The 15,578-nt window shown below is 65.6% G+C and carries 16 protein-coding genes; 9 read left to right on the top strand and 7 right to left on the bottom strand.

Going from position 1 to position 15,578, the window contains the following annotated elements:
* On the bottom strand, nucleotides 1-393 hold the full coding sequence (locus tag TabM4_RS04760) for a cytidine deaminase (RefSeq protein ID WP_434619187.1): 393 nt from the start codon (nucleotides 391-393) through the stop codon (nucleotides 1-3).
* A gap of 42 nt (nucleotides 394-435) precedes the next feature.
* On the opposite strand from TabM4_RS04760, the gene TabM4_RS04755 reads away from it, so the two are divergent.
* Nucleotides 436-612, top strand: a complete 177-nt coding sequence (locus TabM4_RS04755) for a hypothetical protein (protein WP_434619184.1) — start codon at nucleotides 436-438, stop codon at nucleotides 610-612.
* A gap of 76 nt (nucleotides 613-688) precedes the next feature.
* On the opposite strand, the gene TabM4_RS04750 is transcribed toward TabM4_RS04755, so the two are convergent.
* Nucleotides 689-1,783: a cupin domain-containing protein gene (locus tag TabM4_RS04750; protein ID WP_434619181.1), complete on the bottom strand. Its 1,095-nt coding sequence runs from the start codon at nucleotides 1,781-1,783 to the stop codon at nucleotides 689-691.
* A gap of 138 nt (nucleotides 1,784-1,921) precedes the next feature.
* On the opposite strand from TabM4_RS04750, the gene TabM4_RS04745 reads away from it, so the two are divergent.
* The 5 genes from TabM4_RS04745 to TabM4_RS04725 all read left to right on the top strand — a co-directional run bounded on the left by TabM4_RS04745 (nucleotide 1,922) and on the right by TabM4_RS04725 (nucleotide 8,406).
* Entirely contained in the window at nucleotides 1,922-4,213 is a 2,292-nt protein-coding gene (locus TabM4_RS04745) for an NADP-dependent malic enzyme (protein ID WP_434619178.1), read from the top strand.
* A 173-nt stretch (nucleotides 4,214-4,386) separates the two neighbouring features.
* Nucleotides 4,387-4,563: a hypothetical protein gene (locus TabM4_RS04740; RefSeq protein ID WP_434619175.1), complete on the top strand. Its 177-nt coding sequence runs from the start codon at nucleotides 4,387-4,389 to the stop codon at nucleotides 4,561-4,563.
* A 30-nt stretch (nucleotides 4,564-4,593) separates the two neighbouring features.
* Complete coding sequence (locus TabM4_RS04735) at nucleotides 4,594-6,486, top strand: propionyl-CoA synthetase (RefSeq protein ID WP_434619172.1); 1,893 nt, start codon at nucleotides 4,594-4,596, stop codon at nucleotides 6,484-6,486.
* A gap of 118 nt (nucleotides 6,487-6,604) precedes the next feature.
* The gene (locus TabM4_RS04730; protein ID WP_434619169.1) at nucleotides 6,605-6,982 is read left to right on the top strand and encodes a hypothetical protein; all 378 of its coding nucleotides are present in this window, start codon (nucleotides 6,605-6,607) and stop codon (nucleotides 6,980-6,982) included.
* Complete coding sequence (locus TabM4_RS04725) at nucleotides 6,979-8,406, top strand: sigma-54-dependent transcriptional regulator (RefSeq protein ID WP_434619166.1); 1,428 nt, start codon at nucleotides 6,979-6,981, stop codon at nucleotides 8,404-8,406. The genes TabM4_RS04730 and TabM4_RS04725 overlap by 4 nt, the downstream gene beginning before the upstream one ends.
* 60 nt (nucleotides 8,407-8,466) lie before the next feature.
* Here TabM4_RS04725 and TabM4_RS04720 read toward each other — a convergent pair whose 3' ends face one another.
* The 3 genes from TabM4_RS04720 to TabM4_RS04710 all read right to left on the bottom strand — a co-directional run bounded on the left by TabM4_RS04720 (nucleotide 8,467) and on the right by TabM4_RS04710 (nucleotide 11,341).
* Nucleotides 8,467-9,858, bottom strand: a complete 1,392-nt coding sequence (locus tag TabM4_RS04720) for a PepSY-associated TM helix domain-containing protein (protein WP_434619163.1) — start codon at nucleotides 9,856-9,858, stop codon at nucleotides 8,467-8,469.
* 68 nt (nucleotides 9,859-9,926) lie between these two features.
* A complete protein-coding gene (locus TabM4_RS04715) occupies nucleotides 9,927-10,280 on the bottom strand; it encodes a hypothetical protein (protein ID WP_434619160.1) in 354 nt (117 codons plus the stop codon).
* Nucleotides 10,281-10,573: 293 nt separating this feature from the next.
* Complete coding sequence (locus TabM4_RS04710) at nucleotides 10,574-11,341, bottom strand: NAD kinase (RefSeq protein WP_434619157.1); 768 nt, start codon at nucleotides 11,339-11,341, stop codon at nucleotides 10,574-10,576.
* Nucleotides 11,342-11,574: 233 nt separating this feature from the next.
* Here TabM4_RS04710 and glyA point away from each other — a divergent pair, with 233 nt between their 5' ends.
* Complete coding sequence (gene glyA, locus TabM4_RS04705) at nucleotides 11,575-12,870, top strand: serine hydroxymethyltransferase (RefSeq protein ID WP_434619154.1); 1,296 nt, start codon at nucleotides 11,575-11,577, stop codon at nucleotides 12,868-12,870.
* Between the two features lie 102 nt (nucleotides 12,871-12,972).
* Nucleotides 12,973-13,851, top strand: coding sequence for a DUF817 domain-containing protein (locus TabM4_RS04700; protein ID WP_434619152.1), 879 nt, complete (start codon nucleotides 12,973-12,975; stop codon nucleotides 13,849-13,851).
* Here TabM4_RS04700 and TabM4_RS04695 read toward each other — a convergent pair.
* A complete protein-coding gene (locus TabM4_RS04695) occupies nucleotides 13,814-14,185 on the bottom strand; it encodes a hypothetical protein (RefSeq protein WP_434619149.1) in 372 nt (123 codons plus the stop codon). The two genes, TabM4_RS04700 and TabM4_RS04695, sit on opposite strands and share 38 nt — an antisense overlap.
* 94 nt (nucleotides 14,186-14,279) lie before the next feature.
* On the opposite strand from TabM4_RS04695, the gene TabM4_RS04690 reads away from it, so the two are divergent.
* Nucleotides 14,280-15,068: an alpha/beta fold hydrolase gene (locus TabM4_RS04690; protein WP_434619146.1), complete on the top strand. Its 789-nt coding sequence runs from the start codon at nucleotides 14,280-14,282 to the stop codon at nucleotides 15,066-15,068.
* Nucleotides 15,069-15,074: 6 nt separating this feature from the next.
* Here the strand turns inward: TabM4_RS04690 and TabM4_RS04685 are convergent, their stop codons facing one another.
* Nucleotides 15,075-15,560: a cytochrome b gene (locus TabM4_RS04685; RefSeq protein WP_434619143.1), complete on the bottom strand. Its 486-nt coding sequence runs from the start codon at nucleotides 15,558-15,560 to the stop codon at nucleotides 15,075-15,077.
* Nucleotides 15,561-15,578 lie beyond the last annotated feature (18 nt).

The following is a 15,578-nucleotide window of genomic DNA, read 5'->3' as shown; positions in this document are numbered from 1 at the left end:
TTACGCCCGATCCATGTGGGCGGCGGTAAAGACGCCCGGCAACAGCTCCGCCACCGTCATCACCCGCTCCTTCCCGTCCGTCGTGCAGAGCGTGACCTTCACATCCTGCGCCGCGAACTCCGCGATCTTCTGGCGGCAACCTCCGCAGGGCGGCACTGGATCGGGGCTGTCCGCGATCACGCAGACCTCGGCGATCCGCGTCTCGCCGCCCGCCACCATGGCAGCAATCGCCCCGGCCTCGGCACAGGTCCCTTCGGGGTAGGCGACATTCTCGACATTGCAGCCGACAAAGACCGTCCCATCCACCGTGCGCAGGGCGGCCCCTACCTTGAAGCGGGAATAGGGCGCATAGGCCTTCTCGCGCACTTGCGTCGCGGCGGACAAAAGAGACATGGGCGTGGGCTCCTGCGGAAATTCTGACCATCCGGTCACAGGATGGAAGCCTTGCGCGAGAATGGCAAGAAGGACGATTTTTCTGCGAAAAATCAGGGGGACTTTGCGTCCCCCTCGGCGCGTGCCGCGCCTCACCCCCTGCAGGATATTTGTGGAACGGGTGAGGACAAGGAACCGACCTGCCTGCTTCATCCGTTCTTCAAATATCCTCGGGGGTGAATTGGCGCAAAGCGCCAAGAGGGGGCGGAAAGCCCCCTGATTTTTCGCAGAAAAATCGCAGTCCTCGGCTGATCGTTCAGATCAAAACCGTCTCTGGCCGCCCCGGAAGCGTCACCTCCAGCAATTCCAGATCCCCGGTCGGATCGGCATAGCGCGTTCCCATCCCCGGCGGGATCACAAAGGCATCCCCCGGCGATAGGCGATAGGGGCTCTTCCCTTCCCCCTCCAGAGTGAAACCGCCCCGCATCACGAAGGTGAAGAGGATATCGCCCGCATGTTTCGTCCAGACCGTTCCTGCGCCATCCGGCCGTGCCACCATGACCGAGGCCACACCCTTCGTCGCCTCATGGATGCCGGTATCCCGCGCAACGAACCCCGGCAGGCGGAAGGGGCGAAACGCGCCTTCCGCCCCCATATCGTAAACGAACCTCTGTCCCTGCCATTCGCGGTCAGGGCGCAGGTGGGGCGTCGGCAATTCCATCTCGTGGTCGATCTCGGTCACATGTTCCGCCGGAACCCCGATCTCGATCACCTCGATCCCGTCGCTGGCATGCAGCACCCGATGCCGGATCTCCGGCGGCTGGATGAAGCAATCCCCCGCAGTCAGGCGGATCGGCGGCCCCTGATCCTCATAGACCACATCGACCCAGCCATTGATGCAGAAGATCAGCTGGAACCCCACCTTATGGAAATGCACCATATCCGGCACCGGCCCCCCATCCGGGATGCGGATATGTGACGCGATCATCGCCCCGCCAAGCCGCGACGGCACCAGATCGCGATACTGCATCCCCGCCCGCCCAATGATCCACGGCGCCTGCTCGGCCAGCCGTCGCACCACGAAGGCATGTTCCGTCGGCGGCAGGACCAAGGGCGGGTTGGCCTTGTCGATCTCCACCCGCGTGCCATTCGGCGCGATCAGCAGCCGCTCGCCCCCGGCGAACCCCTCCTCGTCCGTCAGGATGCGCACCGTGCCGGGATGTTCCGCCGCGCCCTTCTCGATCCGCAGCCGCAGCCCATGCCCCGACAGCACCGCAACCTGCGGGTCATCCGCCGGATAGATCATGTCCAGACGGAAGCCCAAACGCTTGGTCCAGAACGGCAGGTCATCCCGCAACTCCTGCGTCGGCAACCGCACCTCGGCCCGGGTTTCGCCCTTCACTTCAAACATCTTGCCCTCCGCTCTGCCCGCAAAGAATGGCCGCGACCTTCGGGGATTTGCAAGCCGCCCCGAAAACGCCTATTGGAAAGAATGGGAAATGGTTAGGCGAAAAGTAGTTTAACGTTGAACAAAAGGGCGGAGGGGACGATGGACGAACAGGCCAAGGGCGACGGGCGGGACAACGCGCGTCAGGCGGCGCTGGATTACCACGAGTTTCCAAAGCCCGGAAAACTGGAAATCCGCGCCACCAAGCCGCTGGCCAACGGGCGCGACCTCTCGCGCGCCTATTCCCCCGGCGTCGCCGAAGCCTGCCTCGAAATCAAGGCCGACCCCGCCACCGCCTCGCGCTACACCGCGCGCGGCAACCTCGTCGCGGTCGTCTCGAACGGCACCGCCGTCCTCGGCCTCGGCAATATCGGCGCGCTGGCCTCCAAGCCCGTGATGGAGGGCAAGGCCGTCCTCTTCAAGAAATTCGCCAATATCGACTGCTTCGACATCGAGCTCAACGAACCCGACCCGGTGAAACTGGCCGAGATCGTCTGCGCCTTGGAGCCCACCTTCGGCGCGATCAACCTCGAAGACATCAAGGCCCCCGACTGCTTCATCGTCGAAAAACTCTGCCGCGAGCGGATGAACATCCCCGTCTTCCACGACGACCAGCACGGCACCGCCATCGTCGTCGGCGCGGCGGCGACCAACGCCCTCCTCGTCGCGGGCAAGAAGTTCGAGGATATCAAGGTCGTCTCCACCGGCGGCGGCGCGGCGGGCATCGCCTGCCTCAACATGCTGCTGAACCTTGGCGTGAAACGCGAAAACGTCTGGCTCTGCGACCTCGCAGGCCTCGTCTACAACGGCCGCCACGACCAGATGACCGCGCAGAAAGAGGAATTCGCCCAAGGCACCACCCCCGCCACGCTGGCCGATGTGATCGAAGGTGCCGACCTCTTCCTCGGCCTCTCCGGCCCCGGCGTGCTGACGCCGGAAATGGTGGCCAAAATGGCCCCCCGCCCCATCATTTTCGCGCTGGCCAACCCCACACCCGAAATCCTGCCCGATCAGGTCCGCGCCGTGGCCCCCGACGCGATCATCGCCACGGGGCGGTCGGACTTCCCCAATCAGGTGAACAACGTCCTCTGCTTCCCCTTCATCTTCCGCGGCGCGCTGGACGTGGGCGCGACCGTCATCAACAAGAAGATGGAACTCGCCTGCATCGAAGGCATCGCAGCCCTCGCCCGCGCCACCACCAGCGCCGAGGCGGCGGCGGCCTATTCCGGCGAAAAACTCTCCTTCGGCGCCGATTACCTGATCCCCAAACCCTTCGACCCGCGCCTGATCGGCGTCGTCGCCACCGCCGTGGCGAAGGCCGCGATGGAATCCGGCGTCGCCACGCGCCCCATCGCCGACCTCGACGCCTACAAGCGCGGGCTGGACGGGTCGGTCTTCAAATCCGCCCTCATCATGCGCCCCGTGTTCGAGGCGTCCAAGGCCGCCGCCCGCACCATCGTCTTTGCCGAAGGCGAAGACGAACGCGTCCTCCGCGCGGCGCATGCGATGATGGAAGAGACGAACGACATCCCCGTCCTGATCGGCCGCCCCGAAGTGGTGGAGATGCGCTGCGAACGCGCGGGCCTGCCCATCCGCCCGGGCCGCGACGTGCATCTGGTCAACCCCGAAAACGACCCCCGCTACCGCGACTACTGGGGCACCTATCACGATCTCATGGCCCGCCGCGGCGTCTCCCCCGACATCGCGCGGGCGGTGATGCGCACCAACACCACCGCCATCGGCGCGGTGATGGTGCATCGGGGTGAGGCCGACAGCCTCATCTGCGGGACCTTCGGGCAGTATCACTGGCACCTGAACTACATCCGTCAGGTGCTGGCGCGCGGCGGTCTGCATCCCGTGGGGGCGCTCTCGCTGATGATCCTCGAAGATGGCCCCCTCTTCATCGCCGACACGCAGGTGAACCCCGAACCCACGCCGCAGCAGATCATGGACACGGTGATCGGCGCCGCCCGCCACGTCCGCCGCTTCGGCCTCGCGCCCAAGATCGCGCTCTGCACGCAAAGCCAATTCGGCAACATGGACAATTCCGCTGCCCAACGCATGCGCGCCGCGCTGGAACTCCTCGACGCGCGCGAACCGGACTTCTGCTACGAAGGCGAAATGAACGTGGACAGCGCGCTCGACCAATCCCTGCGCGACCGTCTGCTGCCCAATTCCCGCATGGAAGGCGCGGCCAATGTCCTCGTCTTCGCCTCCACCGACGCCGCCGCCGCCACCCGCAACATCCTCAAGATGAAGGCGAACGGGCTGGAGGTCGGGCCGATCCTGATGGGCATGGGCAACAAAGCCCATATCGTGACCAACTCCATCACCGCGCGGGGCCTCCTGAACATCTCGGCGCTGGCGGGAACCCCGGTCACCCATTACGGCTGATCCCGCCCGCCGACAGCGGGAAAAGGGCATATCCACCCGGTCGGCAACCCCTGCACAGGCTGCCGCTTCGTCTCGGCCCAAATACCCAATTCAACGCCTGCAACGGGCGCAAGGTCAGGTTCGGCGCACCTCCCTCTCTCCGCAGGGGGAGAGGGCCGGGGGAGGGGGCGTTGATGCAAAGCGAGTCGCTGTCAAATTTGCAAACCAACCCGCATTTCGCGCCAGAAAGCGAAAGCGCCCATGTTTTGCAAAAGTTTGCAGATTTTCTCGCCCAGTTCTGCAAAACATTTTGCCGCACCCGCCCCCTGTTTCCGGTAACAGCGTTGCGTCAAGCCCCCCCGGTCGCGTAACAAACGCCAACTCGTGGAGGAGGGCATACAATGGCATACCGCAGTCTCTATGCGAAATGGAAAGCCGATCCCGAAGGCTACTGGCTCGACGCCGCCGGGGCCATCGATTGGATCGACCGCCCGAAAACCGCCCTCAACGCCTCCCGCGCACCACTCTACGAATGGTTCACCGACGCCCGCGTCAACACCTGCTGGAACGCCGTGGACCGTCACGTCCTCGCAGGTCGCGGCAAACAACCCGCCATCATCCATGACAGCCCCGTCACCGGCACGAAACACGTCATCACCTATGCCGAACTGCAGGACCGCGTGTCGCGTCTGGCAGGCGCGCTGAAGGCCAAGGGCGTCGCCAAAGGCGACCGCGTCATCATCTACATGCCCATGGTGCCCGAGGCGCTGGAGGCCATGCTCGCCTGCGGCCGCATCGGCGCGATTCATTCCGTCGTCTTCGGCGGCTTCGCCGCCAACGAACTCGCCGTCCGCATCGACGACTGCACGCCCAAGGCCATCATCGCCGCCTCCTGCGGCATCGAACCCTCGCGCGTCGTCCATTACAAACCGCTGCTGGACGCCGCCATCGACATGGCGACCCACAAGCCCGACTTCTGCGTGATCCTGCAACGCGAACAGGAAGTGGCGAAGCTCATCGAAGGCCGCGACGTCGCCTGGCACTCCTTCCAATACGGCGTGGAACCCGCCGATTGCGTCCCCGTCGAAGGCAACCACCCCGCCTACATCCTCTACACCTCCGGCACGACCGGCGCGCCCAAGGGCGTCGTCCGCCCCACCGCAGGCCACCTCGTGGCGCTGGCATGGACCATGCGCGCCATCTACAATTGCGGCGTGGGTGACGTGTTCTGGGCGGCCTCCGACGTGGGCTGGGTCGTGGGCCACAGCTACATCTGCTACGCCCCCCTCATCGCGGGCTGCACCACCATCGTCTACGAAGGCAAACCCGTCGGCACCCCCGACGCGGGCGCCTTCTGGCGCGTGATCGCCGAACACAAGGTCCGCTCCTTCTTCACCGCCCCCACGGCACTCCGCGCCATCAAGCGCGACGATCCCGAAGGCAAACTCGTCGGCGATTACGACCTGTCGAACCTCCAAGCCCTCTACCTCGCCGGAGAACGCGCCGATCCCGATACCGTCAACTGGGCGGGGCGCCATCTCAACGTGCCGGTTGTCGACCACTGGTGGCAAACCGAAACCGGCTATGCCATCGCGGCGAACCCGCTCGGCATCGAACAACTCCCCATCAAGGTGGGCAGCCCCTCCGTCGCCATGCCCGGCTTCGACGTGCAGGTGCTGGACGAAGGCGGCCACCCCGTCGCGCCCGGCCAACTCGGCGCCATCGCCATCAAGCTCCCCCTTCCCCCCGGCACCCTGCCGACGCTCTGGAACGCCGAGGAACGGTTCCGCAAGTCCTACCTGACCCACTTCCCCGGCTACTACGAAACCGGCGACGCGGGTTACATCGACGAGGACGGCTACCTCTACATCATGGCCCGCACCGATGACGTCATCAACGTCGCGGGCCACCGCCTCTCCACCGGCGCGATGGAGGAGGTCCTTGGCTTCCACAAGGACGTCGCCGAATGCGCCGTCATCGGCATATCCGACGACCTCAAGGGCCAATCCCCCTTGGGCTTCCTCTGCCTCAACAAGGGCTGCACCCGCCCCGCAGAAGAGATCATCAAGGAATGCGTAACCCTCATGCGCGAAAAGATCGGCCCCGTCGCAGACTTCAAGCGCGCCGTCGTGGTGGACCGCCTGCCCAAGACCCGCTCGGGCAAGATCCTGCGCGGCACCATGGTCAAGATCGCCGACGGGCAGGACTTCAAGATGCCCGCCACCATCGACGATCCCGCCATCCTCGACGAAATCCGCACGGCGCTGCAGGGCATCGGACTGGCCCGCAGTTGATCTGACATGACAAGCTCGGGCTTGGACAAGCCGCCCCAAGCGGCTAGTCTGGGTCCGTGATGCACAGTACCTGCCATTTTTCGGCTTCTCACCGCCACCAAATCGGAAGAGGCCCCCGATGACCACGCCCGATCTGGCCGCCCTCATCGGCGAGAACGCCGCCCTGCGCGACATCCTCGCCATCGCCGGGCCCGAAACCACCCTGCGCATCCTGCAGCAGGTCGGCATCGACTTTTCCAGCGTCCAGACCCGCCTCACCCCCGCGCTCGCCGCCTGCGACTGGGCCTCCATCCGCGCCGAAACCCATGTCCTCATGTCCGTCGCGGGCACCATCGGCGCGACCCGCCTGCAGAAACTGGCGCAGGACACCAACGCCGCCGCCCATGCCCGCGCCATCCCGCAGATCGAAACGCTCGCCCCCGACCTGCTGGCCGAACTCGCCCACATGATCGCCACCATCGCCAGCCACCTGCCGCCGCAAGAGGCGGCTGGATGACCGCAGGCCCGCCGCTCCTCCTGATCGAGGATACGCCCTCCCTGCAGATGGTCTACTGCTCGGTCCTCACCAATGCGGGCCACGCCGTCCGCAGCGCGGGCACCGCCGCCGAAGGCCTCGCCGCCTTCAAGGACAGCGGCGCCAACGTCGTCCTTCTCGACCTCATGCTGCCCGACCGTGACGGTCTCGACCTCATGCAGGAAATGCTCACCCTGCGCCCGGAGGTGATGATCATCGTCATCACCGCCAACGGCTCCATCAACCGCGCGGTCGAGGCGATGCGCCTCGGTGCGCATGAATTCCTCGTCAAACCCTTCGACGAAACCCGCTTCCTCAGCGCCGTCGACAATGCGCTGGCCGGCCGCCCCGCCCCCCGGCGCAGCCCCGCCCCGGCACCCGGCACCGCCCCCCGGCGCAGCATCACCGCCATCGCCGCCCCCGCCACCGCCGCCGTCGGGACCAGTTTCGTCGGCTCGTCCGAGGCGATGGCAAAGGTCCATGCCAAGATCCGCTCCGTCGCCCGCTCCATGGCCACCGTCTTCATCACCGGCGAAAGCGGCACGGGAAAGGAACTCTGCGCACTGGCCGTGCATGACCATTCCGCCCGCGCGACCGGCCCCTTCATCGCGCTGAACTGCGGCGCGATCCCCACCGACCTGCTGGAATCCGAGGTCTTCGGCCATGTGAAGGGCAGCTTCACCGGCGCCATCTCCGACAAGCCCGGCGCCGCCGAGGCCGCCGATGGCGGCACGCTGTTCCTGGACGAGATCTGCGAAATGGCCCCCGCCCTGCAGACCAAACTCCTGCGCTTCCTCCAGACCTCCACGGTGCAGCCCGTCGGTGCGACCAAGCCGCGCAAGGTGAATGTCCGCATCATCTGCGCCACCAACCAAGACCCGCTGGAGGCCGTCCGCCGCGGCCGGTTCCGCGAGGATCTCTATTACCGCCTCTTCGTCGTCCCCATCCACATGCCCGCCCTGCGCGACAGGGCCGAGGACGTGATCGAAATAGCCGAGACCGCGCTGATGCGCTTCTCGGTGGAAGAGGGCAAACGCTTCGACGGCTTCTCGCCCGAGGTGGCCGCCCTGTTCCGCCGCCTGCCATGGCCCGGAAACGTGCGCCAACTCCTCAACGTCATCCGCAATATCGTGGTGATGCACGAGGGCGGCCTCGTCACCCCCGACATGCTGCCCGCCATCGTCGCCGACGATCAGCCCATCGCGCCCCTTCCCGCAGCCCTCGCCCCCTCCCAACCCGAAGCCGCCGCCGAGGCTCTGGTCGGCCGCCCCTTGGCCGAGGTGGAGCGCATGGTCATCGAAGCCACGCTGAAACGCTTCGACGGGTCCGTGCCAAAGGCGGCCCGTGTCCTCGACCTCGCGCCCTCCACCCTCTATCGCAAGATCGACGGCTGGAAAGAGGCGTAGGATGGGCAGCCTCGCCCATCCTCGCGCCCGGTAGGGCGGGGTGAACCCCGCCCTACTCGCTCACGACAGGACCCGCCGCAACGCCGGAACCTGACGCAGAACCACCAGATCCAGAACGACCGCGACTGCAATCGCCGCCCCGCCCAGAGGGAAGGCAATCCCCAGCGCCACGATCAGGGCCGCCGCCCCCCACCAGAAAGCCAGCCCCTGCGGAGCGGGCGGCGCGGCAAGGCGGAGGGCCCCCTCGGGCCGCCGCTTCCACCACATCACCAGCCCCGACACCGGCAGGAAGATCATCGACAGGCAGAAGACCGTGTTCAGCGCAAGGTTCCACGCCCCCATATCGCCCTCGTGAAAGGCGATGCCATAGGCCATCGCCTTCGCCCAAGGGGAGTAGTCGGCATAGCCCACATCGGCCAGCACATTGCCAGTGTACTGATCGACATGGATCGTGCGATCCGCGCTCGGGTCCGGCCCGTCATTCGACATGCTGTCATGGCTGATCGTCCAGACCGCCGTCTCCTCCTGCGGAATGGCCAGTTGGAACCGCCCGTCGAAGCCAAGGCCCCGCGCGAAGGCTGTCACGCTATCGATATCCACCGCACCCGTCACCGCCTGCGTTCCGGCCAGAGATCCGCTTTCCGGCAGCGGGGTCTGTTCCAGCCCCCATGGCACTTCCTTGGCCGCGCCATGGTTCATGTCGGCATGGGTCTTGTCCGACAGCGGCACCGCCTCCCATTTCTCCGCCGGGAAGGTGGACCAAGCCTGCACCATCTTGCCACCCCAGATCCCTGCCCAGCTCAGGCCGGAAATCAGGAAGACAAGCAGGATCACGGACATCCACATCCCAACCGCGCCATGCAGCGCCTTCCAAGCCCCGCGCGAGGTGAAGACGACCTTCGGCAGCAGTGTCTCGCGCCAACCCGCGCCCCGGCGCGGCCAGTGCAGCCAGATGCCGGTCACGACAAGGATCACGCCAAGGCTTGCCGCCGCCTCGATCAGCCAGTCGCCCAGATCCCCGATCAACAGCGTGCCGTGGATTTCGGTCGCGAAATCATACCAGCCCGCGCGCCACGGGAAGGTTTCCACGACCTCGCCCGTATAGGGGTTCAGGACGACCGTCATGTCGCCCCCCTCTCCCGCGACCTGAAACACGGCCACCCGATCCGCCGCCATCGGCTCGATATAGGTCCCCGCCACGCCCCCCGGCACCGCCGCCTCTGCGGCGGCCTGCAAGGCGGAAACGGCCATCGGCGCACCGGTCGGATCGACCGCCCTGCGCTCGCCGTTGATCTCGGTCATGGCCGAAATCCACAGCATGATCAGGCCCGTCACAGCCAGCATGATCAGAAAGGGAAACACGTAAAGAGAGCAGTAGAAATGCCAGCGCCACACCGTGAAATAGCGCCGTTCCGTCGCCGCGCGGGCGACCTCGTCCGTCGTGGAAACCATTGCGGTTCCTCCTTGTCCATCTTGTCCATGACACGGCCGCCGCACCGCGTGGCAGCCTGAAAGTCGCTTCAGGAAAGACGGGAAAGGGGCGGCCCCCGCGCCGGGGGCCTTTCGTCGCGCATGGCCGGAACGGCAAGGCGCATCTCGGCAAATGACAAAGCCTCGGATCGCGCAAAGCGCAACGCCACGGGCAGCGCGACGGCCTCTGCAAGGCAACCCGATTTCTGCAGATGGCAGGCCGGGCACTCCATGGTCGCATGGCCACCGCCATGCCCGGCATCGCCCGCCTCGTGGCACAGGTCCGCCAGCGTGCCACCCGCCTGCAGGAAAGCCGCCAGCGCCGCCGCCTCCGCCGGCCGCTCCACCGGACGATGCGCAGCCCCCGCCCCGGCCAAAGCAAGGCCGAGGAACAGGGCAAGCATCCCCCGCAACAGAACTGGCAATATCGCGCGCCGCATGAATGACAGCGCTAACGCATCCCACACCCGCTGATCAAGGCACCATGACGCCGCGCAGCCCCGCGCCCGCCGTCCCGTCTGCGGCACCGCCCCCGTCACAGGGCAGGGTCATCGCCCGACGAATCGCCCGACAGCCAATGGTTAACGCTGCCTTGTCCCACCGTGCGTATGCACAGTTTGCGGTACAGTTTACGGCACAACATCCGGCACACCCACTTTCCGCAAAACACGAAAACAAACGCAGCGCCCGCAAGGCCTTAGACGAATTGCTCGTTGATCAGCCGCTCTTCCAGCCCATGCCCCGGATCGAACAATATCCGATGCCGCACCCCCGGCTCCGACCGGATCTCCACGCTCGCCACCTCGCGCACTGATCCCCGGCTGTCGGCATCCGCCATCACAGGACGTTTCGCCGCTTCCAAAACCTCCAGCCGCACCACCGCCGTCTTGGGGATCAGCGCCCCCCGCCACCGCCTTGGCCGGAACGCCGCCATCGCCGTCAGAGCCAGCACATCCGCCCCGATGGGCAGGATCGGCCCATGCGCCGAATAGTTGTAAGCCGTTGATCCCGCAGGCGTCGCCACCAATGCCCCGTCGCAGACAAGCTCTTCCATCCGCACCCGGCCATCCACGATCACCCGCAGCTTCGCCGCCTGCGGCCCCGCGCGCAACAGGCTCACCTCGTTGATCGCCAGCGCGCTGTGAACCGTGCCATCCACCCCCACGGCGCGCATCCGCAACGGGTTGATCACCGCCTCCTCCGCCGCCGCCAGCCGCGCGGGCAATTCGCCGGGCTGGTAGGCGTTCATAAGAAAGCCGATGGTCCCGCAATTCATCCCATAGACAGGCAGCGCCAGCGCCTCCGTCTCGTGCAGCGTCTGCAACATGAAGCCGTCGCCCCCAAGGGCCACCACGACATCTGCCTCCTCCCGCGCCACCTGCCCATAGCGCGCCGTCAGCACCCGCAGCGCCTCCACCGCCGCCGGTGCCGTCGAAGCCGCAAAGGCAATCCGTGAAAAGGCCATCCGCCACCCCCATCCACGCGGGCCACCCCCGCCGCCCATCCTTGCGGGGCCTCCGCCGCAAACTCAACCCCCGCAAGGGCGTTCCGATCGGCGACCTTGGTTCCGATCCGCTCATTTATTTCGCACCGACCCTGTTTCGCGTCGTTTTCTTGCCTTCCCGCAAGCCGCCCTCTGCGCTAGATGCACCCCAAGCCCGCAGCAAAGCCCTTGGCCCCGCCCGAAAAGGAGAGCCCATGAACGCCCCTCACCGCGACTCCGGATTTTTCACCGAAACCCTCGCCTCCCGCGACCCGGAACTCTTCGGCGCGGTCACGCAGGAACTCGGCCGCCAGCGGCACGAGATCGAACTGATCGCTTCGGAAAACATCGTCTCCCGCGCCGTGATGGAGGCGCAGGGGTCGGTCATGACCAACAAATATGCCGAAGGCTATCCGGGCAAGCGCTACTATGGCGGCTGCCAATATGTTGATATCGCAGAAAACCTTGCCATCGAGCGCGCCTGCAAGCTGTTCGGTTGCTCCTTCGCGAACGTGCAGCCAAACTCCGGTTCGCAGGCCAACCAAGGCGTGTTCCAGGCGCTGATCCAGCCCGGCGACACCATCCTCGGCATGTCGCTCGATGCCGGTGGCCACCTCACCCACGGCGCCGCGCCCAACCAGTCGGGCAAGTGGTTCAAGGCCGTGCAATACGGCGTGCGCAAGCAGGATCTGGAACTGAACTACGATCAGGTCGCGGAACTTGCCGCCGAACACAAGCCGAAGCTGATCATCGCCGGCGGCTCGGCCATCCCGCGCGTGATCGACTTCAAGCGCATGCGCGAAATCGCCGACAGCGTCGGGGCCTATCTCCTTGTGGACATGGCCCATTTCGCGGGCCTCGTGGCGGCTGGCCTTTACCCCTCGCCCTTCCCACATGCCCATGTCGCCACCACCACCACCCACAAGACCCTGCGCGGCCCGCGTGGCGGCATGATCCTGACCGATGATGAAACCATCGCCAAAAAGGTGAACTCGGCCATTTTCCCGGGCATCCAAGGCGGCCCCCTGATGCATGTCATCGCCGCCAAGGCAGTGGCTTTCGGCGAGGCGCTGCGCCCTGAATTCGTCACCTACCAGAAGCAGGTCATCGCCAATGCCAAGGCACTGGCGGATGAACTAATGAAGGGCGGGCTCGACATCGTCACCGGCGGCACCGACACCCACCTCATGCTGGTGGACCTGCGCCCCAAAGGCGTGAAGGGCAATGCCACCGAAAAGGCACTGGGCCGCGCCCACATCACCTGCAACAAGAACGGCATCCCCTTCGATACCGAAAAGCCCACCATCACCTCCGGCGTCCGCCTTGGCACGCCCGCAGGCACGACGCGCGGCTTCGGTGAAGAGGAATTCCGCCAGATCGCCCGCTGGATCACTGAAGTTGTCGATGGCCTTGCCGCAAACGGCGAAGAGAACAACGGCGCGGTCGAAGGCAAGGTCAAGGCCGAGGTCGAGGCCCTCTGCCAGCGCTTCCCGATCTATCCCAACCTGTGATCACCTCGCTGCCGGAATGAAAACCCCGTTCCGGCAGCGACGCCCCCTCTCCGTGAACGCCGTGGTAAAGGGTTGTTCATCCTTTCGCGTGACGTTCTGCGGATGACGGAAACACCGACCATCAACCTTGTCGAACGGCACTTGGGCGATTGGGCGCGCGCGCGCCTTCCCTCGCCCTTGGCCGAATTCGTGATGTTCGTCCTGAAACAGGGCTGGGCCTGCCTCTTTGGAGGTCTCCTGCTCGCCGCCATCATCGGATCGAAACTGATCTGGCAGGCCGATTGGTCGCTTCGCCGCTATGACGCCCTCTTTCTCTTCGCCATCGTCACGCAGATTCTGTTCCTGCACTTCAGGCTGGAAACGTGGGAAGAGGCGAAGGTGATCCTCCTCTTTCACCTGACGGGAACCGCGATGGAATGGTTCAAGGTTTCGGCAGGGTCATGGTCCTACCCGGAAGAGGCGCTGTTCAAGATCATGGGCGTGCCGCTCTTCTCGGGCTTCATGTATGCGGCGGTGGGCAGTTACATGGCTCGGGTGATCCGGCTTTTCGACATGCGCTTCCACCCCTATCCGCCCTTCGCGCAGACCTTCCTTCTGGCCGCCGCAATCTATGCGAACTTCTTCCTGCACCATTTCCTGATGGATGTCCGCATCGGGCTCTTCGTCGCCACCTTGGTACTTTTCGCACGCACGCGGATCTGGTTCCGCATCACGCGGCACCACCTCTGGATGCCGCTGCCCGTAGCGGCCTTCCTCTCCAGCCTTGCCCTCTGGGTGGCCGAGAATGTTGGAACGGCCACGGGCACATGGCTCTACTCCGGCCAGAGCGTGGGCCAGATGGTCAGCCTGTCAAAGCTCGGATCGTGGTATCTGCTGCTTTACGTCTCATTCGTGACCGTGACACTTGTCGCGCCCGCCACGATCCGCACCCCGCCCGATGACCTCAGATCAGGCCCGAATAGATCAGCCCCATCCCGATGAGCAATCCGGTCAGAACCGCGGTCACCCCGCTTTGGAACAGGCCCCGGATCGGTGGCAGGCCCGCCGGCGCGACCGGGTGTTCCTGCAGATGGCGCAAGCAGACGCGATAGTCATTGTCGAAAAGCCGTTCGTCCACGTCGACGATCCCGCCCTGCCGCGCCTTGCGTTCCGCCATCGCGATCCGCCATCCCGCTGCCCGCGCCTCGCGTGGCAGGCGCCTGCGCGCATGGCCAAGCCGCGCCTCCAGCGTGGCCCCCTTGACGCCCGCATTCTCTTCCAGCAACTGGGCGATGCGGGCCGATTTCTGAAGGATGATCACTGCACTCGCTGACATATTCATGATCCTTAACCGATTGTGTCAGGATATAGGCAAGATTGGGGCAGAAAAATCGCCCATTTCGAAACAGCGCGACAGCGAAAGCGAAACAATGCTGAAGACGATCCACCACCCCGCCAGCACCGAGGCGCGTCAACCGACCCTCGTCATCGCGCATGGGCTGTTCGGGTCGGGTCGCAACTGGGGCGTGATCGCGCGGCGTCTGGCCGATACGCGCAACGTCGTGGCGGTGGACATGCGCAACCACGGCGAAAGCCCGTGGAACGCGGCGCATGACTACCCTGCCCTCGCCGCCGATCTGGCCGAGGTCATCCGCAGCATCGGCGCGCCGGTCGACCTGTTGGGTCATTCGATGGGCGGCAAGGCCGCGATGCAACTGGCGCTGACGGAGGGTGCCCTGATCCGCCGCCTCGTCGTCGCCGACATCGCCCCTGTCGCCTATACCCATGACCAGACCCGCCATATCGACGCGATGCGCGCCCTCGACCTGACGGATCTTGCGACGCGCGGCGAGGCCGACCGCCGCCTCGCCCGGCATATCGAGGATGACTCCCTCCGCGCCTTCTTCCTGCAATCCCTTGATCTGAAATCGGAAAACGGCCCCCGCTGGCGCCTGAACCTCGATGCGCTGGAGGCAGAGATGACAAAGATCGTCGGCTGGCCGGGCACGTCGGGGCGGTTCGAACGCCCCGCGCTCTTCCTCACCGGGGCCAACAGCCATTATGTCCGCCCCGAACATCGCGAGACGATCCGCGCCCTCTTCCCCGCCGCGCGCTTTGCCCGCATCCCGGATGCGGGCCACTGGCTTCACGCCGAGAAACCGCGCGAATTCGAAGAGACGGTCCGCGTCTTCCTCGACACCCCCGACCGCGCCGCCTGACCCGTCTCAACCCGGGCGGCGCATCCGGTTCAGCAGGCCATCCTTGCGGATGAAATGATGCCACAGCGCCGCGCCGACATGGGCAAGGATCAGCAGCATGAACAGAGGCTTGCCCAGTTCATGCAACTCGGCCAGATCCTCCGACGCGCCGAACCATGCCATCAGCCCCACCACCGGCACCCCGATCATCAGCGCGTAAAGCGCCAGATGCCCCAGATGCCCCGCCAGTTTCACGGGGCCCGTCACTCCGGCAGGCGCATCCGGCACCCCCCGCGTGAAACGCAGCGCGATGCGCCACAGGGCAAAGATCAGAACCGCGACGCCCACCCCGATATGGGCGATAGCCCCGGCATCATAGACCGGCGCGCCCCCATCCTCGATCGCGCGCCATCCGGTCTTTATCCAATCCTCGAACACAAGGTTCACGACGATCAGACCGGCCACGATCCAATGCAGGCCGATCTGGGTGACGGAATAACCCTTGGGTGCCATCTCATCCTCTCCGACACA

The organism is Tabrizicola sp. M-4 (assembly GCF_051132405.1).
In the GTDB taxonomy this organism is placed as follows: domain Bacteria; phylum Pseudomonadota; class Alphaproteobacteria; order Rhodobacterales; family Rhodobacteraceae; genus Paragemmobacter.
The sequence above is the reverse complement of the archived record's forward strand: the minus strand, read 5'-3'. Positions and strand labels throughout refer to the sequence as shown.

What these genes read in the sequence shown, in the direction of transcription:
- TabM4_RS04760 (WP_434619187.1), bottom strand. Translation starts at nt 393, where the DNA reads ATGTCTCTTTTGTCCGCCGCGACGCAAGTGCGCGAGAAGGCCTATGCG.
- TabM4_RS04755 (WP_434619184.1), top strand. Translation starts at nt 436, where the DNA reads ATGGAAGCCTTGCGCGAGAATGGCAAGAAGGACGATTTTTCTGCGAAA.
- TabM4_RS04750 (WP_434619181.1), bottom strand. Translation starts at nt 1,783, where the DNA reads ATGTTTGAAGTGAAGGGCGAAACCCGGGCCGAGGTGCGGTTGCCGACG.
- TabM4_RS04745 (WP_434619178.1), top strand. Translation starts at nt 1,922, where the DNA reads ATGGACGAACAGGCCAAGGGCGACGGGCGGGACAACGCGCGTCAGGCG.
- TabM4_RS04740 (WP_434619175.1), top strand. Translation starts at nt 4,387, where the DNA reads ATGCAAAGCGAGTCGCTGTCAAATTTGCAAACCAACCCGCATTTCGCG.
- TabM4_RS04735 (WP_434619172.1), top strand. Translation starts at nt 4,594, where the DNA reads ATGGCATACCGCAGTCTCTATGCGAAATGGAAAGCCGATCCCGAAGGC.
- TabM4_RS04730 (WP_434619169.1), top strand. Translation starts at nt 6,605, where the DNA reads ATGACCACGCCCGATCTGGCCGCCCTCATCGGCGAGAACGCCGCCCTG.
- TabM4_RS04725 (WP_434619166.1), top strand. Translation starts at nt 6,979, where the DNA reads ATGACCGCAGGCCCGCCGCTCCTCCTGATCGAGGATACGCCCTCCCTG.
- TabM4_RS04720 (WP_434619163.1), bottom strand. Translation starts at nt 9,858, where the DNA reads ATGGTTTCCACGACGGACGAGGTCGCCCGCGCGGCGACGGAACGGCGC.
- TabM4_RS04715 (WP_434619160.1), bottom strand. Translation starts at nt 10,280, where the DNA reads ATGCTTGCCCTGTTCCTCGGCCTTGCTTTGGCCGGGGCGGGGGCTGCG.
- TabM4_RS04710 (WP_434619157.1), bottom strand. Translation starts at nt 11,341, where the DNA reads ATGGCCTTTTCACGGATTGCCTTTGCGGCTTCGACGGCACCGGCGGCG.
- glyA (WP_434619154.1), top strand. Translation starts at nt 11,575, where the DNA reads ATGAACGCCCCTCACCGCGACTCCGGATTTTTCACCGAAACCCTCGCC.
- TabM4_RS04700 (WP_434619152.1), top strand. Translation starts at nt 12,973, where the DNA reads ATGACGGAAACACCGACCATCAACCTTGTCGAACGGCACTTGGGCGAT.
- TabM4_RS04695 (WP_434619149.1), bottom strand. Translation starts at nt 14,185, where the DNA reads ATGTCAGCGAGTGCAGTGATCATCCTTCAGAAATCGGCCCGCATCGCC.
- TabM4_RS04690 (WP_434619146.1), top strand. Translation starts at nt 14,280, where the DNA reads ATGCTGAAGACGATCCACCACCCCGCCAGCACCGAGGCGCGTCAACCG.
- TabM4_RS04685 (WP_434619143.1), bottom strand. Translation starts at nt 15,560, where the DNA reads ATGGCACCCAAGGGTTATTCCGTCACCCAGATCGGCCTGCATTGGATC.